Here is a 21,542-nt window from a genome sequence, read left to right on the forward strand (position 1 = left end):
CGTGACGGTACCCGGCGCCCCCGGATGGGCGCGCCGCTGAGCCGTCGTCGCCCCGGCGCCACGTCGGGGTTGCCCCCGTCCCGCGGCCGCCGTCATGCCGTGGTCATCGTGGTGCTGGGCCTGGCCGGCTGCACCGCGCAGGGCCTCGACCCGACCCTCGACCCTGGCTTGGACCCTGGCTTGGACCGTGGCTTGAACCGTGGCTTGAACAATACCCGCTGGGCTCCACCACGAGCCCTCGGTGAAGGCGTGGAGTCCTACCGGCCGCCGCCGTCACCTGCGGCCGCGGCGTCCATCGAGGGCCGGCCGTCCCCTCGACCCCAAGGCACCATTACCCTGCGCCAGGCCATGGCGCTGGCACTGGCCCATCACCCGGATCTGCAGGCCTTCGCCTGGGAGGTGCGCGAGGCCGGGGCCCGCGCGCTCCAGGCCGGGCTCGGCCCCAACCCCGAACTCGAGGCGGAGTTCGAGAACTTCGCCGGCGGCGGCGATCTGGCGGGCACCCGGTCCCTGGAGACCACCCTCAGCCTGGCCCAGACTTTTCCCCTGGGCGGCGATATCGAACGGCGGCGGGCGCTGGCGGACCTGCGGTCGCAGCAGGCCGGCTGGGACTACGAGGCGGCGCGGCTGGAGGTGTTGACCGAGGTGACCCGCCGCTACGTGGAACTGCTGGCGGCCCAGCGGCGGGTGGCATTGTCCGGCGACGCCCTGACCCTGGCCGAGCGGGTACGCGACGCCACAGAGAAGCGCATCGCGGCGGGGGACGCGCCGCCCATCGCCGCCGCCCGCGCCGCCGTGCCGATGGCCACCGCCCGGCTCGACCTGCGCCGCGCCGAGCGCCAGCAGGAGGCTGCCCGCCGGCGGCTGGCCCTGACGTGGGCGGCGCGGGCAGTCACCTTCCAGGGGGTGGAGGGCGCGCTGGAACGCTTGCTGCCGCCCCCCGCGCCGGAGCGGCTGGTGGCGCTGGTTAGTGAGAACCCGCAGGTGGCACGCTGGGCGGTGGAGATCAGTGCCCGGCGCGCCGAGGCCGCCCTGGCCCAGGCCGAGGCGATACCGGATGTCACGGTGCGCGCCGGTTACAGATATGACCGCGCCGGCGACGCCGGCGCGCTGGTGGCCGGTATCTCCCTGCCCCTGGCCATCATCGACCGGCGCCAGGGCGACGTGCTGGCCGCCCGCCTGGGCGAGGCCGCCGCCGCCGACCGTCGGCGCAATGCCGAGCGGCGGGTGGAGGTGGCGCTGTCCGATGCCTATATGCGCTTGGCTGCGGGCTACGACGAGGCATCGGCCATCCACGACGAGGCCCTGCCACCCGCCACCGAGGCCTTCGAACTCACCCGGCGGGCATTCGAACAGGGGGACGTGGCCCTCATCGACCTCCTCGACGCCGAACGTACCCTCGTCGAGCTGCATTCTGCCTACCTCGACGCCCTGACGAGCCATCACCTCGCGGTCGCGGACATCGAGGGCCTCATCGGCCGGCCCCTGACCGGGCTCGACGCAGCGCCCCACGGGGCGAACACCCGCAGCAACCCGGAGCAACCATGAAATCATTACACAGACTCGCCACGCCGCTCCTGGTGGGCGTCCTCGGGCTGGTAGCCGCCCTGCCGGGGCCACTGGGGCCACCCGATGCTCATGCCGCCGAGGGTGACGCCCATGGCCATAACGAGGGCCACGAGGAGGAGGAGAATGAGGGCAGTCAGATCCGCCTGTCACCTGACGTCATGGACGAGTTCGGCATCGAGGTCCGGGTCGCCACGGGCGGCACCGTTGCCCAAACCGTCACGCTCCCCGGCGAGGTGGTCTACAACGCCGATGGCATCGCCCATGTCCGGCCCATGGTGTCCGGCATCGTGCAGCGCGTCGAGGCCTCTGTGGGCGACCGGGTGGCGCCCGGTCAACGGCTCGCGGTGCTGAACAGCCGTGAGTTGGCGGCCACGCGCAGCGCGTACCTGGCCGCCACGGCGCGGCTCGAGCTGGCCCGGGAGAACCTGGAGCGGGACCGCCGGCTGTTCACGCAGAAGGTGGGAACGGAGCGGGCGGTGCTGGCCGCGGAGCAGGCCTTCCGGGAAGCGCAGATCGACCGCAACCAGGCCCGCAGTGCACTGCAGGCCCTCGGCTATTCCAAGGGGAAGATCGGCCGGCTTGGCGATCTGGATGAACACGCCTTCAACACCTACGACCTGCTGGCGCCCCTCAAAGGCATCGTGACCCGCCGTCACGCCGTCATCGGGGAGATCATCGGGCCGGAAGTGAGCGATGCGCCCTTCGTGGTGGCCGACCTGTCGTCGGTGTGGGTCAACCTCACCGTCTATCAGCGCGACCTGGTGCGGGTGCAAGCGGGCCAGCCGGTGACCATCACCTTCGGCCACGGCATCCCCGATGCCCACGGCACCATCGCCTTCGTCAGCCCCGCCCTTGACGCGGCCACCCGCACGGCCACGGCGCGGGTGGTACTAGCCAACCCGCGGGGGGAGTGGCGGCCCGGCCTGTTCGTCTCCGGCCTCGTCGAGACGGGTGAGAAACCGGCGGCCGTGGTGCTGCCGCGATCTGCCCTTACCCGCCTCGACGGCAGAACGGTGGTGTTCGTTGCGGGCGAGTCCGGCCTCGAGCCGCGGGAGATCCGCCTGGGGCAGGTGAGCCCGAACACCGTGGAGGTGGCCGGCGGTCTTACCGCGGGCGAGCGCTACGTGGCGACGAATGTCCTGGCCGTGAAGGCCGAGCTGAACCGTGCGGCCCTCGAGCACGCCGGCCACGCCCACTGAGCCGGTTTGGGGGCCCCTTACCATGATTGAGAAGCTTATCGACTTCGCCCTGGGCAACCGGCTGCTGGTGGTGGTGCTAGTGTTGCTGGTGATGGCAGCCGGCTACCGTGCCTACACCCAGCTCCCCGTGGACGCCTTCCCCGACGTGTCGCCGAACCTGGTGCAGGTGTTCACCGTCACCGAGGGCCTGGCGCCGGAGGAGGTGGAGCGTTACGTCACCTATCCCGTGGAGGCGGCCATGACGGGGCTGCCGGGGATCGAGCGCATCCGCAGCATCTCCAACTTCGGGTTGTCGGTGGTCAACGTCTACTTCGACGACGCCATGGACATCTATTTCACCCGGCGGCTGGTGGGCGAGCGACTCCAGGAGGCCCGGGAGCAGATCCCCGCGGGCTTCGGCGAGCCCCGGCTGGGACCTATCTCCACCGGCATGGGGCTCATCCTCTACTACTACCTGGAGGACACCGCCGGCCACTACGACCTTACGGAGTTGCGTACCCTCCAGGATTGGATCGTCAAGTACCAGCTCCAGACCGTGCCCGGGGTCACGGAGGTGCTGGGCATCGGCGGCTTCGAGAAGCAGTTCCAGGTACGGGTCGACCCGGCGACCCTCCTGCGTTTCGACCTGACGCTCCATGACGTGATCCGACGCATCGAGGAAAACAACGTCAGTGTGGGGGCCCAGTTCCTGACCCTGAACGACGAGGAGTACGTGGTGCGCTCCGAGGGCCTCGCCCGCGGCGTCGATGACCTGGCGGACATCGTGGTCAAGACCGTGGATGGGCGGCCGGTGTACCTCCATGACGTGGCGGACATCGAGGCGGGCGGCGCCATACGGCGAGGCCTCCAGACCCTCGACGGCGAGAAGGAGGTGGTGGCGGGCATGGTGGTGCAGCTCTACGGCACCAACGCCTCCACGGTGATCGAGCGGGTCGAGGCCAGGCTGGCCAAGGTGCAGAAGGCCCTGCCCGAGGGCGTGCGCATCGTGCCCTACTACCAGCAACGGGAGCTGGTGCAGGCCTCGGTCACCACCGTGCGCAACGCCCTGCTCCAGGGCATCGGCCTGGTGGTCATCGTGCTCCTGGCCTTCATGGGAGGGCTGCGGCCCTCCATGGTCGTCGCCCTGTCCATCCCCTTCTCGGTGCTGTTCGCGACCCTGGCCATGGGGTATTTCGGCATCTCGGCCAACCTGATGTCCCTCGGCGGGCTGGCCATCGCCATCGGCATGATGGTGGACGGATCCATCGTGATGGCCGAGAACGTCGACCGCCTGCTGCACGAGGCAGGCCCGGACGAGCCGCGGCACCGCGTCGTCGCCCGTGCCTGCCGCGAGGTGGCCCGGCCCATCGTCTTCGCCATCGCCATCGTCATCATCGTGTTCCTGCCGCTGTTCACGCTCGAGGGCGTGGAGGGCAAGACGTTCCGCCCCCTGGCCTACACGGTGGCTTTGGCGATGCTGGGCTCGCTGCTGTTCGCCGTGATGGCCGCGCCGGTGTTCGCCGACCTGGTGATGCGCCGGCGCCGGGCGTGGCGCAGGCAGGGCTCCGCAGGAGAGGGCGGACCGCTGGCCCGCGAGCCCATCATCGTCCGCGGCCTGCTGCTGGCGTACCGGCCCCTGGTACGTTTCTTCATCCGGCGGCGCTGGGCGGCGGTGGTGCTGGCGGGAGGCATGGTAGCTGCCGGTGCCGGCGTCTTTCCCCTCCTGGGCAGCGAATTCACGCCGCGCCTCAACGAGGGTGACCTCATCGTCAACATGACCATGGCGCCGTCCATCTCGCTGGCCCAGACAAAGCGCCTGACGCTGATCGCCGAGGAGCGCATGATGGAGATCCCCGAGATCAAATCCGTGGTCAGCCGTATCGGCCGTGGTGAGGTGGGCGCCCACGCGGATCCCGTCAACAGCGTCCACTCGCTGGTGGTGCTCAAACCCGTGGAATCCTGGCGTGCCGGTGTCGACCAGGTAGCCATCGAGTCCGAACTGCGCCGGAGACTGAGTGGCATGCCCGGCATTCTGGTAAATCTGACCCAGCCCATCCAGCTCACCGTCGACGAACTGGTGGGCGGTGTCAAGGCGGAACTCGCCGTCAAACTATTCGGCGACGACCTGGACGTACTGAAGAGCCATGCCGACGAGATCGCGGCCGTCATCGGCGGCCTGCGCGGGGCCGCGGATGTCCAGACGGAGCAGATCATCGGCTCGCCGCAGTTGCTGATCCGCCCCGACCGCGGGGCCCTGGCGCGCTACGGCATCAATCTGGGCGAGGTGCAGGAGACCATCCGCGCGGCCATCGGTGGAGTCAGCGCGGGACAGGTATTCGACGGCGTGCGCCGCTTCGACATCAACGTCCGCTACCAGGAGCCCTACCGCGACACGCCGGAGGACATCGGCCGGCTGCTGGTCAAGGCGCCGGATGGCCAGCGCATCCCCCTTGGAGAATTGGCCGCCATCGAGACCCTCGTCGGTCCACGCCAGATAACCCGCGAAGACAACCAGCGTTTCATCACCGTACAGGCCAACGTGGTGGGGCGGGATATCGTTGGTTTCGTGGCCGAGGCCCAGGCGGCCATCGAGGACGAGGTGGAGCTGCCACCCGGCTATGTCGTCACCTGGGGCGGACAGTTCGAGCTGGCACAGCAGGCCAACCGGCGCCTGGCCCTGGTGGTGCCAGTCACCCTCGGTTTGCTCTTCCTGCTGCTGTACTCCAGCTTCGGCTCCGTCAGGAGTACGGCGCTGATCCTGCTCAACATTCCCCTGGCCCTGGTGGGCGGCGTGCTCGGCCTGTGGCTGCTGGGCGAGAACCTGTCGGTACCGGCCTCGGTGGGCTTCATCGCCCTGTTCGGCATCGCCCTCGGAAACGGCATGGTGCTGGTCACCTACCTCAACCAGCTGGTGCGCGAGGGGCGGCCCGTCGACGAGGCCAGCCTCGATGGCGCATCCCTGCGCCTGCGGCCGGTGCTGATGACCGCGGTGACTACCGCCCTCGGCCTCATTCCCCTGCTGCTCGCCACGGGTACGGGCAGCGAGGTGCAACGCCCCCTGGCGGCGGTGGTGATAGGTGGCCTGGTCACCTCGACGATCCTCACTCTGCTGGTCATCCCGGCCATGTACCGCTGGTTTTCTCCCCGACCTGGGCTCGGAAGTGATCCTTCAAACAACGCGGGAGAACCGTCATGAAACACTGTTTCTGCAAGCGTCTACAGGGCCATCGACGGGTACGTCAGGGCATGAGGAGGGGCGCGCTGGCAGCGGCATTGGCGTTCCTGGCCGGCGCCGGTTGCAGCAGCCTGCCCGCAAATCTGGCGGCAGACGGCGACGTGCAGGTCGAGTGCGTGGATTCACGGGATGCCCATATCGGCGCAGTGCGGGTGGGCGCCGTACCCGAGGGGCTTCGAGTCTCTGGAGAGCTTCGCAAGGCATTCCTGCTCCGCGGCTGGATCCCGGGGCATCTGCACCTGGAGGCCATGGCTGCGGATGGTGCTGTCCTCAGCACCGCGCTCGTGCCCTACCACAGGCGACGGGCGAAGTCCGGCCAAGCATACTTCGCACGGACGATGGCGGTTCGGCCCGAAGCCGTCCACACGGTGAAGGTGGTGCACCATGGCCTGGGTAATTAGAGGCGAATATCCACCGCCTCGGAGGCCCGCAGGGCCCGTTCCCGGGCGGCCTCCACCGAGTCGGCCCGGGCCAGCACCACCCCCATGCGGCGACGCCCGGCCACCTCGGGCTTGCCGAACAGCCTGAGCTGGGTGTCGGGTTCCGCAAGCGCGGCCTCGAGGTTGCCGAAGGTGGTGCTGCGGGACTGACCCTCCACCAGGATGACGCTGGAAGCGGAAGGTCCGTGGAAACGGATATCGGGGATGGGCAGGCCGAGGATGGCGCGGGCGTGGAGGGCGAACTCCGACAGGTCCTGGGAGATCAGGGTCACCATGCCGGTGTCGTGGGGCCGCGGCGACACCTCGCTGAACCACACCTCGTCGCCGCGGACGAAAAACTCCACGCCGAACAGGCCATGGCCACCGAGGGCCGCCGTCACCCGGCCCGCCATGTCCCGGGCCGCGGCCAGGGCGGCCTCGGACATGGGCTGGGGCTGCCAGGACTGGCGATAGTCGCCCTCCTGCTGGACGTGGCCGATGGGGGCGCAGAAGCTGGTGTCCTCCCCGTGGCGCACGGTGAGCAGGGTGATCTCGTAATCGAAGACCACCAGGCCCTCCACGATGACCCGCCCCTGGCCGGCCCGCCCCCCCACCTGGGCATATTCCCAAGCCGCGGCGACACCGCCAGCGTCGCGCACCATGCTCTGACCCTTGCCCGAGGAACTCATGACGGGCTTCACCACGCAAGGCAGGCCGATGGCCTCCACCGCGGCCAGATATTCCGCCTTGTCCCCGGCGAAGCGATAGGAAGAGGTGGGCAGCCCCAGCTCCTCGGCCGCCAGGCGGCGTATACCCTCGCGGTTCATGGTCAGATGGGCAGCGCGGGCGCTGGGGATGACGTTATACCCCTCGGCCTCCAGCTCCATCAGGGTCCCCGTGGCGATGGCCTCGATCTCGGGGACGATATAGTGGGGTCGTTCCCGTTCCACGATCCCGCGCAGGGCATCGCCGTCCAGCATGGAAATGGTGTGGCTGCGATGGGCCACCTGCATGGCCGGGGCATTCCGGTAACGGTCCACGACGATGACCTCCACCCCCAGTCGCTGGAGTTCGATGACCACCTCCTTGCCCAGCTCGCCGCCTCCCAGCAGCATGACGCGGGTCGCCGATGGAGAAAGGGAGGTGCCGATGGATGTCATGGGGAGGTCCTTGTGCGGTGGAATGGTTAACGGTCGGGATCGAAGGATAAAGGGAATAGGGAATAGGGAATAGCGAATGACGGAGCGTGGCTGGCGTGATCCATTTGTGGGTCGGGATTCATCCCGACATCCGACCCCGCTGCAGGCACCCTGCGCCGGCTGGCAATTCCTTATGTTGGAGTGTCGGACTGAAGTCCGACCTACAGTCCGCCCTACAATCCGACCTACAGTTTCCAGAGCCCGGGGGCATAACAGGGGGGTGGCCGCCGGCACGGCATCGCCTTTACTATTCCCTATTCCCTATTCCCTATTCCCCAATACCCCCGTGTCCGATTGTTGCTCCAATGCCGGCTGCGAGACGGCCAAGCTGAGGGAGAGCCAGGCCGGCACCCTCAAGGCCGTGCTCCTGATCAACGCGGCCATGTTCGCCGCGGAGTTGACGGCCGGCCTGGTGGCCGGCTCCACGGCCCTGCTGGCCGACTCCCTCGACATGCTGGGGGATACCCTGGTCTACGGCTTCAGCCTCTACGTGGTGGCGCGCAGCGACGGCTGGAAGGCGGGGTCCGCCTTCGTGAAGAGTGGCATCATGGCCGCCTTCGGCCTGTTCGTGCTGGGTCAGGCGGTGTACAAGGTCCTGCACCCGGCGCTACCCGAGGCCGGGATCATCGGCGCCATGGGCCTGCTGGCCCTGGCCGCCAATACTGTCTGCTTCGCATTGCTATGGCGCCATCGGGCCGCCGACGTCAATATGCGCTCGGTGTGGTTGTGCTCGCGCAACGACATCATCGCCAACCTCGGGGTGCTGGCTGCGGCGGCGGGGGTATGGCTGCTCCACAGCCAGTGGCCGGACGTGGTGATCGGCCTGGCCATCGCCCTGCTGTTCCTGCACTCGGCCCTGGCTGTGTTCCGGGACGCGCTCCAGACCCACCGCGCCCACCGGCGCCGCCTGACGGAGGCATGGCCCACCACGGGCGGCCCCCGCAGCGGGAAACACTGACCGACGGAGAATTCACCCATGGAAATCATACGCTGGCTGCTGGGACGGACCGTGCTGTTCGTCAACCGGGTCACCTGGCCGCCCGAGGGCAGGCGTCCACCGGAGGAGCAGGCCCGGGTGGAGCAGGAGCTGAAGGGTCATGCCCTCTACCAGTTCAATGCCTGCCCGTTCTGCGTCAAGGTGCGCCGGGAGATGCGGCGCCTCAACCTGCCCATGGAGTTGCGCGACGCCCGCGCGGCGGGGCCCCATCGCCGGGATCTCCTGGAACAGGGTGGCCAGTTCAAGGTGCCCTGCCTGCGCATAGAACAGGAGGACGGCAGCAGCCGCTGGATGTACGAGTCGGACGACATCATCGCCTACCTCCAGGCCCGTTTCCCCCTGGCGGACTGACGTCCGGAGCCCTGCACCCATGCTCATGGACGGCCACTCCCTCACCCAGCTCCAGGACATCCTGTTCTGGCTCATGCTGGTGGCGGTGGCGGTGACCGCCACGTCGGCGGTGCTCATCGCGGGACGTCACGGCTTCGACCTCTTCGGCATGAGCATGATCGCCCTGGCCACGGCCCTGGGGGGCGGCTCCGCCCGGGACCTGTTGCTGGACCGGCCGGTGTTCTGGGTGGAGAACCAGACCTTCCTGGTGGTGGCCCTGGCCGCCGGGGCCGCCACCTTCTTCGCGGCCCGGGCCTTTCGCTTTTCCGTCAGCCTGTTCCTCATCCCCGACGCCATCGGGCTGGCCACCTTCTCCATCGCCGGCACCCTGAAGGCCCTGTCCTTCGGCGCGCCGTGGCTGGTGGCGAGCTTCATGGGGGTGATCACAGGGGTGGTGGGGGGGATCCTGCGGGACATGATGTGTAACGAGACCCCCATCGTGTTCCGCAGCACCATCTACGCCACCGTCTCCTGGGGCGGCGGGATCCTGTTCATCCTGCTCATCCGCTACGGCATGGATGCGGCCGTGGCGGCCATCGTGGCGGGCCTCGGGATCTTCGCCACCCGCATGGCCGCCATCCGCTGGGGCCTCAGCCTGCCGGTGTTCCGGGCGCGGGAATAGGTAGCGGCTACGAGGCCCTCACTCGAACAGGGCCGCATACTCCCCGTAGCCCTCCGCCTCCAGGCGGTCCCTGGGAATGAAACGCAGGGAGGCGGAGTTGATGCAGTAGCGCAACCCGGTGGGCCGCGGACCGTCATCGAAGAGATGGCCGAGATGGGAATCGCCGTGGCGGCTGCGCACCTCGGTGCGGGGCAGCACCAGCTTGAAGTCCTTCTCCTCGACGACGTGGTCGGCCTCCAGGGGCCGGGTGAAGCTGGGCCAGCCGGTGCCCGAGTCGTACTTGTCGCGGGACGAGAACAGGGGCTCCCCCGACACCACGTCCACGTAGATCCCCTCCTCCTTGGTGTCCCAGTACTCGTTGGCGAAGGGACGCTCGGTGGCGTCTTTCTGGGTGACGTCGTACTGCAGGGGCGTGAGACGTTCCCGCAACACCTCGTCCGCGGGTTTGCCGTAGGCAGGATGGGCGTCGCCAATAGTCTTTTCGCTGGTCATCTCTCTGTCCTCTCCCCAGGTGGCGTCGAGGAAATCATCGCGCCCGGATCCGAAACGGTAGAAGCGGTATTTCAGGGGGTTTTTCTTGTAGTAGTCCTGATGGTACTCCTCGGCCCGGTAGAAATTCTCCAGGGGCAGGATCTCCGTGGCCACGGGCTCTTCCAGCACCCCGGATGCCTCCAGCCGGCGGCGCGAGGCCTCGGCGGCCTGCCGTTGGGCCTCGTCGGCGTAGAACACCACCGGCCGGTACTGGGGGCCCCGATCCACGAACTGCCCGCCGCCGTCGGTGGGATCGATATGGCGCCACAAGTAATCCAGCAACTCGTCGTAGGCCAGCCGCTCCGGGTCGTAGTGCACCTGCACCGCCTCCACGTGCCCGGTGCCGCCACCCGACACCTGCTTGTAGGTGGGGTCCTTGACCTGCCCGCCGCTGTAGCCCGACACCGCCTCCGCCACGCCGGGCAGCTTCTCGAAGTCGGCCTCCACGCACCAGAAACAACCGCCGGCGAAGGTGGCCACGGCCAGGTCCGCGGACACCCCGGGGCGGTCCGCGTCCCCGGATCCGCCATCACCGAGGGCATACACGGCCGCGGCGGCGACGACCGCCAGCACCGTAATCCACCATCTTTTCATGGTCTGGGACCTCATGGGATGTGATGACAACAAGACCCGTCGCGCCAGGCGATCCGTACACCGGGACGAGCCTCATGGGATCTTTGAGGCCGACGCGGCCCGAGGGTTCAGTGCCCGGGTAACACCCCGCAGAACTCAGGGCCAGGAGGCGCACCGGCAGGAAGGCAAAGAACTCCTGGAGGCATGGACATACTCGTTCTGCCCCCACGCAGGATGGCGTAGCTATGGCCTCGCCCCTCCCCCCGCCAGTACGGCGATGCCGGGGCTCAACCTGTGTCACCAAGATTTACCGCAGTCCGGACGGCCGGGAGGGTAATCTTGGGCAGGTTCGTACGCAGGCACTGGGCGGAGAGATACTCGCGCCAGTAAGGCCACACGTGATAGCTGGCGTTACTGTGGGCAAACAAGCGCTGGGACTCGTCGTCCAGAAATTCCCGCATCAGGTATTCCGCGACCATGGTACCGTCGATGCGCGCCCTCTCTGGCGCCGCATCGGCCGAGGGTGCGGCCGGCATCGACGCGCCCTCCTCGGCATCCACCCAGCGCGCACCCAGGTCGATATATACACGAAAGAGAAGCTGCATCGAGCCGTTCTCGTCTTCGAGTTCCATCACCTCCGAGCGCCGCACGCGATGTTTGAACTGGACCAGCAGAGATTCGGCATCGGAATCGTACTTGGGCTCGAAGTCCTCCGCGAGGACGATACTGGCCGAGCGCAGGTAGACATCGTGGATCTCGAGGTTCTCGATGGCCCGTTTCAGAGCGGCTTCCACTGCCTAGACCACCTCTGAAAGTTCGGTGGCACGAACCAGCCTGAGGTGCCGCCTAGACTTCGTCCTGTCCATCGCGGGACGACCCACGCTCTCCCAGGGAGATCCGCCCTCGTGCCGCTGGCCGGCGGCGAAGCCGGAGTAATAGGTCAGGACGTTGACCAGGTGCTGATTGAGGCTGACGCCCTCGGCCTCGGCCGCCTCCACCAGGGCGCGATGGAAGCTCTTCGCAATACGCAGGGTCACCCGGCCGCTGTAGTCATCGGCGGGCTCGATGGGCCGGGGCAGCGTCCGGCCCTGCTCCGCCCAGGCCTCGGCGGTGGTTTCGACGGCATCGACGGCGAGTTCATAGGCCTCGTCGTAGCTTTCCCCATACTCCACTAGGTCGGGCAACTCTCGCACCCGAGCCTCGAACAGCGTCTCCCCGTCGAAGTCGCCGCGACGAACGGTGATGTTGTAGGTGTGGGCGTCAATGGTCATGGTCTTGCTCCAGGAGTTCGATAAACTCCGATTCATAGCGCCGAATCAACCGTATGATCTGGGTGACGTAGGCGGGCTTAATCTCCGGGTTCTTGCCGTGGCCGCAGGTGAAAGCGCCGGAACGAAATGCCTGGATACCATGGTGAACGAACACCCGGTGCCCCGATTTCTTGCCTTCCCGCACCTCGAACCCCAGCCGCTGCAGGCAATCGATCATGTGCTGACAGCGGACCGATGCCTTCGAGCGCTCAAGATCCGCGACTAAACCGTACAGGCGGTCTCGAGCGTTCATCTGACACCATATTTAGTGTCACCAAGGCACTTTGTCAACCGCTGGTCTTTGTCATCATCGGTATCCCAACGTGCCGAAAAAACGCAACGATCTGTTTTATTTAGCATTCCCTGCTCCTGCGATTAACGATGCAGCCGCTACCCCCATCCATCAACACCTTTCTGCCAGCATTCTTCTGTCCGGACTGCCCGCATCCTGATCACGCGCAGATTCGTGCGCAGGTTTCGATGGGCTCTCCGGAGCCGGGTCGCGACCTCGGGTTTAACTGCCAGGGGCGCCCATCCCGGTTCATCACAGACCGGCCAGGATGCGCACCAGCAGGGGGCCGTCCCGGGGGGTCAGGAGGTGGCCGCCGTCGCTCATCACGGAGCGGGCGCGGCCCTGCAACGCGGGGACGTTGCCGAGGTGCTGGCTGGCCTCCGGCACCACCAGGTCACCGTCCTTCCAGCCGCCCTCGCGGCGCACGATGGAGACGTAGGGTATGTCGGGATGCTCCTGGTGGTTGAGCCAGAAAAGCGTGCTGCGGGGACGGGCCGGCAGGAGATCGGCGAACAGGCCCTGGGAGCGGTTGAGGCCGCCGAGCCCTACGAAGGGGGCCATCATGCCCAGGGGACTCTGGCCGGCCATGAGGCCGAGACCCGCCTTGCTGGTGCCGAGGTGGGGGCTGGCGATGGTGACGAGCCCACCCACGGGGGCCTCCGGCTGGGTGACCACGTAGAGCCGGGCCACCACGCCGCCGGCGGAGTGGCCCACGAGGATGAACTCCTGATCTGGAAAATGGCGCGTAAGCTCGGCCATGGCGTCGGCCAGGCGCCCGGCCTGGAAGGCCAGGGGGGCCTCGGAGGGCAGCTCCACCGCGAAGAAGCTGGGGGTTACCGGTCGGCGGGTGAAAGGCTGGAGCCGCGCACCCTGGGGCGTGGTGAGCACGTGGCCGCCATGGACCCAGCCGGCGCCCGTCAGGGCCTTGGGGATCTCGGCCTCGGCCCAGCTGTCCCGGTCCCCCAGGTAGCCATGCACCAGCACCACCACCTCGGCCCCGGCAGAGACCGGGCCCAGCATGAAGAGCAGGAACACCCAACACAGGGCGCGCAGAGAAGGTCTGGCGATCATGATTTCCCCCACAGGCACACGGGCCTTCCCGCCCGACGGCGGCATGCCCTGGGTGCCCTCAGATGACCTTGGAGTAACGATGGCCTTCCCGGGCCTCCCGCAGGTAGCGGTCGAACACCATGCAAATATTACGAATGAGCAGCTTACCCTGAAGGGAGACGCGGATCCCCCAGGACGAGACCTCCAGCAGGCCGTCGGCGGCCATAGCCTCGAGTTCCGCCAACTCGCTGGCGAAGTAGTGGTTGAACTGAATGTTCCAGCGCGTCTCTATGGGGGCGAAGAGCAGTTCGAAGTGGCAGATGAGGGTGGAAATCACCTGGCGGCGCAACACGTCGTCGGGCTCCAACTCCACACCCCTGAACACCGGCAGGCGGCTGCCGCCGATGCGCTCGTAGTAGCCATCCAGGGTCTTCATGTTCTGGCTGTAGCTCTCGCCCACCATGCTGATGGCGGACACGCCCATGGCCACCAGGTCGCATTCCGCGTGGGTGGAATAGCCCTGGAAGTTGCGGTAGAGGGTGCGGTTGCGCTGGGCCACCGCCAGCTCGTCCCCCGGCTTGGCGAAATGGTCCATGCCGATGAACACATAACCGGCGTCGGTGAGGCGCTGGATGGCCATATCCAGGATGGCGAGCTTCTCCTCCGGCGGCGGCAACTGGGCGGCATCGATCTGGCGCTGGGTCTTGAACAGTTCCGGCAGATGAGCATAGTTGAACAGGGACAGGCGGTCCGGATCCATATCGATGATGGTGTCCAGGGTGCGCCCGAAGCTGACCACGTCCTGCAACGGCAGGCCGTAGATGAGGTCCACGCTCACCGACTTGAAGCCCTCGGCGCGGGCGGCATCCAGCACTGTGGCAGTCTCGTCCACCGACTGAATGCGGTTCACCGCCTGCTGGACCGCCGGGTCGAAGTCCTGGATCCCGAGGCTCATGCGGTTGAAACCCAGTTCCCGCAGCAGGGCCACGGTGTCGCTCCCCGCCTCCCGCGGGTCGATCTCGATTGAATACTCCCCCTCGTCATCGTCCCGCAGGCGGAAGAAACGGCTCGTGATCTCCATCAGCTCCCGCATCTGCGGGTGGCTGATGAAGGTGGGTGTGCCGCCGCCCCAGTGGAGCTGGTCCACCACTCGGTCAGTATCGAACAAGGCCGCCTGAATGGCGATCTCGCGGTACAGGTGACTCAGGTAGTCGGTGGCCCGGTTACGATTCTTGGTAACCACCTTGTTGCAGGCACAGTAGAAACAGATGGTGTCGCAGAAGGGCAGGTGGAAATAAAGGGACAGGGGCCGCGGGATGGGCTCGGCGTTGCTATCGCGGGCGAACGCGACGTACTCCTCCTCCCCGAAGCCGTCGGTGAACTGCACGGCGGTGGGATAGGAGGTGTAGCGCGGCCCGGATTTGTCATAGCGCCGTATCAGGTCCGGATCGAATATGACCGACGCCTCTCCCTGTAACATATAGGCCCGGAGCGTAATCCAGCGCCGCCCCCACCCGCATGATCTAAGTCAAACGAATGAATTTCGGAATTTCGGGTAGAGTAGAGAGCAGGCCCTAACGCCCGTAGGTCCGGCTTAGCGGTTCCCGCCCCTTTCGTTTGGCGGTGCCTAAATAGCCGGGCCGTAGCCACCAGGGCCAGCCCTCCCTCATCAAACCGTGCATACGGTTCTCCCGTACACGGCTTTCCGATGTGCTTCACGCCAAGGCATGCGCTGAGCGCCAGCCTGCTTTGTGGGATAGCTTGAGTAATCCAAGGGCGTCGTGGAGGTGGGCGTAGGGAAAGCGTTCGTAACCGCGCGTGCGAGTGCGCACTTTGTGACGCCGCCGCAGTTGGGTACGCACGCGTTCCTCAGTGAACCACCGGACGCGTCCGAAAGCCTTGGTGCAGTTGCCGTAGTGGAAGTAGCCCGACCAGCCGCGTAGCACTTGGTTCACTTCCGTGATCATACGCGGCATCGGCACCGGGGTGCGGCGCCGCGCGGTGAGTTCCTTGATGCGCGCCTTGATCCTTCGTTCGGCGCGACGGCTCGGCTCAACGTGAGGGTAGCCGTTGCCGGTTCGTCGGCTGCGTGCCCATTTGATGCTGAAGCCAAGAAAGTCGAACGCCTGTCGGCGGGCATCGACCTCGTGGGTTTTCTCCCGGTTGAGCGTCAACTCCAGGCGTGTCAGCACCGTCTCAAGCACCGCCATGGCCGGCGCGGTGTCCCCACGACACAGAATCACGGCATCGTCAGCGTAACGCACGAGGCGCGCCCCTAACCGCCGTTCCAAGTCGTGCCGTTCCCAAATCCGGTCCAGCAGATGTAGATAAAGATTGGCCAGCAGCGGGGAAACAACCCCGCCTTGCGGCGTCCCTTTCCGATTCCCTTTACCGCCACTCGGGCGTTGCTTGCCTCGCCCATCCTCTTCGATGACCGGGGCCTTGAGCCATTGCTGAATGAGGGCGAGGACGCCTCCATCGGCAAGGCGCTCGGCAACCACGGCCATGAGCTTGGCGTGCGGGATCGTATCGAAATACTTCGATAGATCCGCATCGATGATTTGGGTCTTTCCCTGAAACAGACCGTCGGTGACGGCCTTCACCGCATCATGGGCCGAGCGCTGCGGGCGAAATCCATAGGAGTGCTCGCAGAAATCAGCCTCGAAGATCGGCTCCACCACCAGCTTGAGCGCCATCTGTACGATCCGATCCCGGATTGTGGGGATCCCCAATGGGCGCTCACTGCCATCCGGCTTGGGTATCCAGACCCGACGCACGCCGTCCGCGCCGTACGTCTTCTGCTCCAGTTCCCGTTGCAATTCCGCCAAGTAGGCGTCTCTTCCGACCCCCGCCTCGATGGCCTCACAGGTCACACCATCGATTCCTGGCGCGCCCCGATTGGACCTGACACGATCATAGGCGTGACCGAGAGTGTCTGCCCGATAGACCTTGTCATACAAGGCGTAGAAGCGAAACGCCGGCTCTTGCTTGGCCTTGACGTAGAGCTTCCTCTGCAGCGTCCTGATCTTTTCCGGAGTTGTTAGCGACATCGCCGCAATCTCCTGACCCTCTGCGTTTCGGTTGCGTGCACAAAGTAGGGTCCCTTCCCTCAGGTCGGGTTATGTTGTCCCAGACCCTCAATCGGTACTATGAACCCCTCCGACTCCCACGACGGTCGATGACGACTTCGGACTGGCCTTATACGCCACCGTCGGCAGTTCTCACCTGCCACCGCCGCGGGCCTCCCGCACTGGGACCAATCAACTTCCACCACATGCCACCCGTACTACCCCGGAAGACTCAGCGGGACGCTCTCGTCGTCTCCTCCCACCAACAGCGGCCTTCCCCGACTGTCCACCGGGTCGGCATCTTCACTTTGTTCACGAGGCTACATATCGGTTCGCTTGCGCTGCGGCCTGCGGTTTTGCATCTACGTAACTTACGACCCCCGGTTACCCGGACGCCGCTCCGCGACACTACAAAGGTGTACGAGCAACTCCTTTGGCGGGACTCTAACCCGCTAGTTAATCAGCGTGTTACGGCATACGGACAGTATACTAATTAAACCCCATCTCGAACCTTACGCCCCCGTTTGCGCGGCCCAAGGGACCACCCCGTGAGGCATTCCCATTGCTCCACGAGGGCCTGCGAGCCCGGCGGAGGCCCCGCGCAGGAAGGCCTCTCCACGAAGTCATCATCACTCTCCGCTCTCACAGGCAGGCGGGCCCGTCGTCGATGCCCTCCGGTGCCGGTGCCACCGTGACCAATGACCAATTCGTCATCGATACCGTCGATGTGGGGCAGGCACTCGACGAAAATTAGTATACTGTCCCCGAAATAGCGGCGGCCTCGAGGATGAACACGCCCTCGCCACCGCGCTCGAAATCGGGCCAGTAGAAAGGCAGGTTGGGATAGGCGGCCTCCAGGGCGGGGCGGCTGGCCCCCACCTCCACCACCAGGATCCCACCGGGGGCCAGGAAACGGGGGGCGCCCTCCAGGATGCGCCGCACCACATCCAACCCGTCCTCCCCCGCCTCCAGGCCCAGCAGGGGCTCGCGGCGGTACTCCGCCGGCATACGGCGCAGTTCGCGACGGTCCACATAGGGCGGGTTGCTGACGATGATGTCGTAGCCCGCGGCGGGCTCCAAGCCCTGGAATACATCCGCGCGATGCAGGTGCACCCGCTCCACCAGGCCATGGCGCTTGACGTTCTCCAGGGCCACGTCGAGGGACTGGTCCGATATGTCCGTGGCATCCACCCGGGCATGGGGAAAGGCCATGGCGCAGGCGATGGCGATGCAGCCACTGCCGGTACCGATCTCCAGCACCGCCTTCACTTCATCGCCGGCGACCCAGGGCTCGAAGCCCGTCTCGATGAGTTCGGCGATGGGTGAACGCGGCACCAGCACCCGCTCGTCCACGTAAAAGGGCAGGCCCGCGAACCAGGCCTCGTGGGTCAGATAGGGCAGCGGCACCCGATCCTCCACGCGCCGTCGCAACAGCCCCAGCACCGTGCCCTTCTCCGCCTCCGTGAGCCGCGCGCCGAACACCTCCACGGGGGGTGCGGGATCGAGATGCAGGGCATGGAGCACGAGGGCCGCCGCCTCGTCCAGGGCATTGTCCGTGCCGTGGCCGAAGAACACCCCCGCCTCGTTGAGCCGGCTCGCCCCCCAGCGGATGAAGTCGGCGACGGTGGCGAGCTCCCGGGCGGCGGACTGAAAGGGTTCGGGGAGGTGGAAGGGGTCGGTGGTCATGGGGGGCTTGGAAGTGAGTGAAGGGGGTCTAGAGACAAGGGAATGGGGTCGAGAAACGGGTGAGGGTTTAGAAACCGGTGAATAGTTTAGAAACCAGTGAATAGTGAATAGTGAATGGGTGCAGATCTTATAGAACGAGTTGATCGGCCAATAGAAACAAGTAGTTGCATATTTCATGGAGAAAATACAGGGTGTAACCAACGGGGAGACAAGCAGTTTGAGGCCAACTCCCCCCATTGGAGACACCCTGTGCAAAAAGCATATACGAAAGTCGAGCCGACCACATTCGATGAATTCACCGCAACGAGGGATCAGCTAGAGCGAGTGATCAGCCGTTTGCGGTCGCCTGAAGCGTCCAATCAGCGCCATGACGAACTGGAAAGCATGATCCACCAGGAAGGGCAGGAGCTGTGCCGGCTGCTGTATCAGGCGGGGCTTGATGTGCGCTCGAATGAAGAGGTGAAGCGGGAAGCCGTGACGGGCCATGACAACGTCGTGCGCACCTATTACCGGGAAGGCTGCGAGCGCCAGATAGAGAGTATGTTTGGCGAAGTCATCTATCGCAGAAAGGGTTACAGCCACCCCCAGGGTGAGTGTCTTTTTCCGCTGGATGAAGCCCTCAATATGCCGAAGAGGAAGTACACCTACGGTCTGAGGGCATGTATCAGTCTGGCCGTGTGTCAGAACGCATTCGATGCCTCGCTTGAAGGACTGTCCACTTTGATAGAGGGCAAGATACCGAAGCGTCAGGCACAAGAGCTGGTGTCGGAGGTGAGCACGGATTTCGAGGCATTCTACGCCCAGCGCGCCATCACGCCGGTACAGTTGCCGGGCACCGTGCTGGTGATGAGCCAGGATGGCAAGGGGATCGCGCTACGTCATGAGGATCTGCGCGAGGCCACACGCAAAGCGGCACAGCAGGAGCACCATACGCTGTGTACGCGTCTGAGCACGGGGGAGAAACGCAACCGCAAGCGCATGGCGACGGTAGCCACGGTCTATGATGTGGCGCCCCACGTTCGCTCAGCGGTGGACGTGATAGGGAGACAGGGGGAGGACGGTAAGCCTTCACGCAAGGACGCGCCGAAGGCGCAGAACAAGCGAGTATGGGCCTCGATCGAAGCAGACATGGAGCGGGTCACGGAGCAAATTGTGGAGGAATCCCTGCGCCGGGATCCGAAACGCGAGCGGCCTTGGGTGATGCTGGTTGACGGGCACAAGGACCAAATCAAGGTAATCAAGCGGGTGTTCAAGCGACACGCCATTAAGGTCCCGCTGATCCTGGACTTCATCCATGTCCTGGAATACCTGTGGCGCGCGACCTGGTGCTTCTTTGACAGCAAAGATAAGGAGCAGGCGCAGGCGGCCGAGCACTGGGTGTTGGAGAAGGCGCAAGCCATCCTTGAAGGACGTTCCGGCCCAGTGGCGGCCGGGATAAGGATCAAGGCCAAGCGCTGCGCGCTGTCAGCGAAGAAGCAAGAGGTCATCGCGACAGTGGCGAATTACTTGACCAACCATACTGCGATGTTGCGTTACGACCAGTTCATGCAACAGGGTTACCCGATAGCAACCGGCGTGATCGAAGGCGCGTGCCGCCATCTGATTGCTGATCGGTTCGAAATAACGGGGGCGCGTTGGTCGCTAAAAACCGCGGAGGGCATCCTTCGGCTTCGTGCGATCCGCGCCAGTGGCGACTGGGATAGGTATCAGGCATTCCACAAGAAGCAGGAGTGGAAAAGAAACCACCTTCAGCGCTTCCACGGGCCGGAAACACAAGCCATGGTTTGGGCGGAATGAGTCGTTCTAAAAGAGCCGCACCCATAGTGAATGGCAACAGCGTGGGGGCCGCGTGGGCCGGTCCATTAGGCCCGCGCTGTCGTAACGGGTAACCGATCGTGGATCTTTTTTGCGTACCCGTCGGCAGGCTCCACTATGGCCGCTTTGTGCGTTCTGTTTTCTGTTTTTACCATTCACCATTCACCATTCACTATCCTCATGAACTATTCACCATCCTCATGACCCATTCACCATCCTATCCTTTCCCCCCACAAATCATGCTCATCCGAGTCCACGATGCGCACCGGATAGCGCCGGCCCACGGCCATATCGCCGGGGGCCTCGACGATGATCACGCCGTCCACGTCCGGGGCCTCCAGGTCGCTGCGACACAGGGCGGCCTCGGGGGCCACTTCGTCCACCACCACCTCGGTGACCTCGCCGTGGCGGGCGGCCAGGCGCTCCCGGCTGATGGCGCCCTGGGCTTCCATGAGGCGGGCCAGACGCTCCTCTTTGAGCTCCTCGGGCACGGGGTCTCCGAGGGCATTGGCCGCGGCGCCCTCCACGGCTGAGTAGGTGAAGGCCCCCACGCGGTCGAGGCGGGCCGCGGCGAGGAAATCCAGCAAATCCCCAAACTCCGCCTCGGTCTCGCCGGGAAAGCCGACGATGAAGGTGCTGCGCAGGGCGATGCGCGGACACAGGGCCCGCCAGGCAGCGATGCGCCGGGCCATGTCCTCGGCGTCCGCGGGGCGGCACATGGCCTTGAGGACCCGGGGACTGGCGTGCTGCAGGGGGACGTCCAGGTAGGGCAGGATGGCGCCCGCCGCCATGAGTTCCACCAGCTCGTCCACGTGGGGATAGGGGTAGACGTAGTGCAGGCGGACCCACGCGCCGAGGCCCCCGAGGGCGGCGGCCAGTTCGGTGATGCGGGTCTTGAGGGGCCGGCCACCCCAGATGTCGCTGCGGTAACGCCGATCCACGCCGTAGGCGCTGGTGTCCTGGCTGATCACCAGCAACTCCCCCACGCCGGCCTGCACCAGGCCCTCGGCCTCGGCCATGACGTCGCCGGCGGGGCGGCTCACCAGGCGGCCGCGCATGCTGGGAATGATGCAGAAGCTGCAATGGTGGTTGCAGCCCTCGCTGATCTTGAGATACGCATAATGGCCCGGCGTGAGGCGCACGCCCTGGGGCGGCACCAGGCTGGTGAAGGGATGGTGGGGCGCCGGCAGGTGGCGGTGGACGGCGTCCATCACGGCGCCGGGGGCGTGGGGCCCGGTGACCGCCAGCACCGCGGGATGGGTGCGGCTGACCACGTCCCCCTTGGCCCCCAGGCAACCGGTGACCACCACCCGCCCGTTCTCTTCCAGGGCCTCGCCGATGGCCTCCAGGGACTCCTCCACCGCCGCATCGATGAAGCCGCAGGTGTTGACGATCACCAACTGGGCGTCTTCGTAGCTCGGCACGATGCGGTAGCCCTCGGCCCGCAACCGGGTGAGGATGTGCTCGGAATCCACCGTGGCCTTGGCACAGCCCAGGCTGACGAAGCCCACCCGGGGGGCGGCGGCATCGCTGAGGGACAGGGCGTCGTTCACGGGCGCCGGGAATTGGCCATGGGATACACGGGATTCACTCCAGAGAAAAGCTAAG

At 65.9% G+C, this 21,542-nt stretch carries 18 protein-coding genes; 8 read left to right on the forward strand and 10 right to left on the reverse strand.

The features are described from left to right. The first annotated feature begins 24 nt into the window (after positions 1-24). From U5S82_04650 to U5S82_04665, 4 genes are read left to right on the forward strand one after another with little or no spacing between them, the layout of a single operon-like run. Positions 25-1,548, forward strand: a complete 1,524-nt coding sequence (locus U5S82_04650; GenBank protein ID MDZ7750948.1) for a TolC family protein — start codon at positions 25-27, stop codon at positions 1,546-1,548. Then, the gene (locus U5S82_04655) at positions 1,545-2,768 is read left to right on the forward strand and encodes an efflux RND transporter periplasmic adaptor subunit (protein MDZ7750949.1); all 1,224 of its coding nucleotides are present in this window, start codon (positions 1,545-1,547) and stop codon (positions 2,766-2,768) included. The genes U5S82_04650 and U5S82_04655 overlap by 4 nt, the downstream gene beginning before the upstream one ends. Before the next feature lie 22 nt (positions 2,769-2,790). Then, positions 2,791-5,943, forward strand: coding sequence for a CusA/CzcA family heavy metal efflux RND transporter (locus tag U5S82_04660; protein MDZ7750950.1), 3,153 nt, complete (start codon positions 2,791-2,793; stop codon positions 5,941-5,943). Continuing rightward, complete coding sequence (locus tag U5S82_04665) at positions 5,940-6,383, forward strand: hypothetical protein (protein ID MDZ7750951.1); 444 nt, start codon at positions 5,940-5,942, stop codon at positions 6,381-6,383. Before U5S82_04660 ends, U5S82_04665 begins: the two co-directional genes overlap by 4 nt. On the opposite strand, the gene purT is transcribed toward U5S82_04665, so the two are convergent. Further along, entirely contained in the window at positions 6,380-7,561 is a 1,182-nt protein-coding gene (gene purT, locus U5S82_04670) for a formate-dependent phosphoribosylglycinamide formyltransferase (protein MDZ7750952.1), read from the reverse strand. The two genes, U5S82_04665 and purT, sit on opposite strands and share 4 nt — an antisense overlap. Before the next feature lie 325 nt (positions 7,562-7,886). Here purT and U5S82_04675 point away from each other — a divergent pair, with 325 nt between their 5' ends. From U5S82_04675 to U5S82_04685, 3 genes are read left to right on the forward strand one after another with little or no spacing between them, the layout of a single operon-like run. Further along, positions 7,887-8,558, forward strand: coding sequence for a cation transporter (locus U5S82_04675; protein MDZ7750953.1), 672 nt, complete (start codon positions 7,887-7,889; stop codon positions 8,556-8,558). Between the two features lie 18 nt (positions 8,559-8,576). Then, the gene (locus U5S82_04680; protein MDZ7750954.1) at positions 8,577-8,948 is read left to right on the forward strand and encodes a glutathione S-transferase N-terminal domain-containing protein; all 372 of its coding nucleotides are present in this window, start codon (positions 8,577-8,579) and stop codon (positions 8,946-8,948) included. Positions 8,949-8,967: 19 nt separating this feature from the next. Then, positions 8,968-9,609, forward strand: coding sequence for a trimeric intracellular cation channel family protein (locus U5S82_04685; protein ID MDZ7750955.1), 642 nt, complete (start codon positions 8,968-8,970; stop codon positions 9,607-9,609). 18 nt (positions 9,610-9,627) lie between these two features. On the opposite strand, the gene msrA is transcribed toward U5S82_04685, so the two are convergent. The 8 genes from msrA to prmB all read right to left on the reverse strand — a co-directional run bounded on the left by msrA (position 9,628) and on the right by prmB (position 18,119). Beyond that, positions 9,628-10,734, reverse strand: a complete 1,107-nt coding sequence (msrA, locus tag U5S82_04690; GenBank protein ID MDZ7750956.1) for a peptide-methionine (S)-S-oxide reductase MsrA — start codon at positions 10,732-10,734, stop codon at positions 9,628-9,630. A 266-nt stretch (positions 10,735-11,000) separates the two neighbouring features. Further along, a complete protein-coding gene (locus U5S82_04695) occupies positions 11,001-11,507 on the reverse strand; it encodes a preprotein translocase subunit SecB (GenBank protein ID MDZ7750957.1) in 507 nt (168 codons plus the stop codon). Between the two features lie 3 nt (positions 11,508-11,510). Further along, entirely contained in the window at positions 11,511-11,984 is a 474-nt protein-coding gene (locus tag U5S82_04700) for a toxin-antitoxin system HicB family antitoxin (GenBank protein MDZ7750958.1), read from the reverse strand. Next, positions 11,974-12,201, reverse strand: coding sequence for a type II toxin-antitoxin system HicA family toxin (locus U5S82_04705; protein ID MDZ7750959.1), 228 nt, complete (start codon positions 12,199-12,201; stop codon positions 11,974-11,976). Before U5S82_04705 ends, U5S82_04700 begins: the two co-directional genes overlap by 11 nt. 366 nt (positions 12,202-12,567) lie before the next feature. Continuing rightward, positions 12,568-13,386 carry an alpha/beta fold hydrolase gene (locus U5S82_04710; protein MDZ7750960.1) on the reverse strand — a complete coding sequence of 273 codons (819 nt, stop codon included), beginning with the start codon at positions 13,384-13,386 and terminating at the stop codon, positions 12,568-12,570. Between the two features lie 58 nt (positions 13,387-13,444). Further along, the gene (gene hemN, locus U5S82_04715; GenBank protein ID MDZ7750961.1) at positions 13,445-14,845 is read right to left on the reverse strand and encodes an oxygen-independent coproporphyrinogen III oxidase; all 1,401 of its coding nucleotides are present in this window, start codon (positions 14,843-14,845) and stop codon (positions 13,445-13,447) included. A gap of 235 nt (positions 14,846-15,080) precedes the next feature. Continuing rightward, on the reverse strand, positions 15,081-16,415 hold the full coding sequence (ltrA, locus tag U5S82_04720) for a group II intron reverse transcriptase/maturase (protein ID MDZ7750962.1): 1,335 nt from the start codon (positions 16,413-16,415) through the stop codon (positions 15,081-15,083). A gap of 768 nt (positions 16,416-17,183) precedes the next feature. Then, positions 17,184-18,119 carry a 50S ribosomal protein L3 N(5)-glutamine methyltransferase gene (gene prmB, locus U5S82_04725; GenBank protein MDZ7750963.1) on the reverse strand — a complete coding sequence of 312 codons (936 nt, stop codon included), beginning with the start codon at positions 18,117-18,119 and terminating at the stop codon, positions 17,184-17,186. 249 nt (positions 18,120-18,368) lie between these two features. Here prmB and U5S82_04730 point away from each other — a divergent pair, with 249 nt between their 5' ends. Further along, a complete protein-coding gene (locus tag U5S82_04730) occupies positions 18,369-19,916 on the forward strand; it encodes an ISKra4 family transposase (GenBank protein MDZ7750964.1) in 1,548 nt (515 codons plus the stop codon). 227 nt (positions 19,917-20,143) lie between these two features. On the opposite strand, the gene rimO is transcribed toward U5S82_04730, so the two are convergent. Further along, positions 20,144-21,487 carry a 30S ribosomal protein S12 methylthiotransferase RimO gene (gene rimO, locus U5S82_04735; GenBank protein MDZ7750965.1) on the reverse strand — a complete coding sequence of 448 codons (1,344 nt, stop codon included), beginning with the start codon at positions 21,485-21,487 and terminating at the stop codon, positions 20,144-20,146. Between the last annotated feature and the right edge of the window lie 55 nt (positions 21,488-21,542).

The organism is Gammaproteobacteria bacterium, from assembly GCA_034522055.1.
GTDB lineage: Bacteria > Pseudomonadota > Gammaproteobacteria > JAABTG01 > JAABTG01 > JAABTG01.

What these genes read in the sequence shown, in the direction of transcription:
- U5S82_04650 (MDZ7750948.1), top strand. Translation starts at nt 25, where the DNA reads ATGGGCGCGCCGCTGAGCCGTCGTCGCCCCGGCGCCACGTCGGGGTTG.
- U5S82_04655 (MDZ7750949.1), top strand. Translation starts at nt 1,545, where the DNA reads ATGAAATCATTACACAGACTCGCCACGCCGCTCCTGGTGGGCGTCCTC.
- U5S82_04660 (MDZ7750950.1), top strand. Translation starts at nt 2,791, where the DNA reads ATGATTGAGAAGCTTATCGACTTCGCCCTGGGCAACCGGCTGCTGGTG.
- U5S82_04665 (MDZ7750951.1), top strand. Translation starts at nt 5,940, where the DNA reads ATGAAACACTGTTTCTGCAAGCGTCTACAGGGCCATCGACGGGTACGT.
- purT (MDZ7750952.1), bottom strand. Translation starts at nt 7,561, where the DNA reads ATGACATCCATCGGCACCTCCCTTTCTCCATCGGCGACCCGCGTCATG.
- U5S82_04680 (MDZ7750954.1), top strand. Translation starts at nt 8,577, where the DNA reads ATGGAAATCATACGCTGGCTGCTGGGACGGACCGTGCTGTTCGTCAAC.
- U5S82_04685 (MDZ7750955.1), top strand. Translation starts at nt 8,968, where the DNA reads ATGCTCATGGACGGCCACTCCCTCACCCAGCTCCAGGACATCCTGTTC.
- msrA (MDZ7750956.1), bottom strand. Translation starts at nt 10,734, where the DNA reads ATGAAAAGATGGTGGATTACGGTGCTGGCGGTCGTCGCCGCCGCGGCC.
- U5S82_04700 (MDZ7750958.1), bottom strand. Translation starts at nt 11,984, where the DNA reads ATGACCATTGACGCCCACACCTACAACATCACCGTTCGTCGCGGCGAC.
- U5S82_04705 (MDZ7750959.1), bottom strand. Translation starts at nt 12,201, where the DNA reads ATGATCGATTGCCTGCAGCGGCTGGGGTTCGAGGTGCGGGAAGGCAAG.
- U5S82_04710 (MDZ7750960.1), bottom strand. Translation starts at nt 13,386, where the DNA reads ATGATCGCCAGACCTTCTCTGCGCGCCCTGTGTTGGGTGTTCCTGCTC.
- hemN (MDZ7750961.1), bottom strand. Translation starts at nt 14,845, where the DNA reads ATGTTACAGGGAGAGGCGTCGGTCATATTCGATCCGGACCTGATACGG.
- ltrA (MDZ7750962.1), bottom strand. Translation starts at nt 16,415, where the DNA reads ATGTCGCTAACAACTCCGGAAAAGATCAGGACGCTGCAGAGGAAGCTC.
- prmB (MDZ7750963.1), bottom strand. Translation starts at nt 18,119, where the DNA reads ATGACCACCGACCCCTTCCACCTCCCCGAACCCTTTCAGTCCGCCGCC.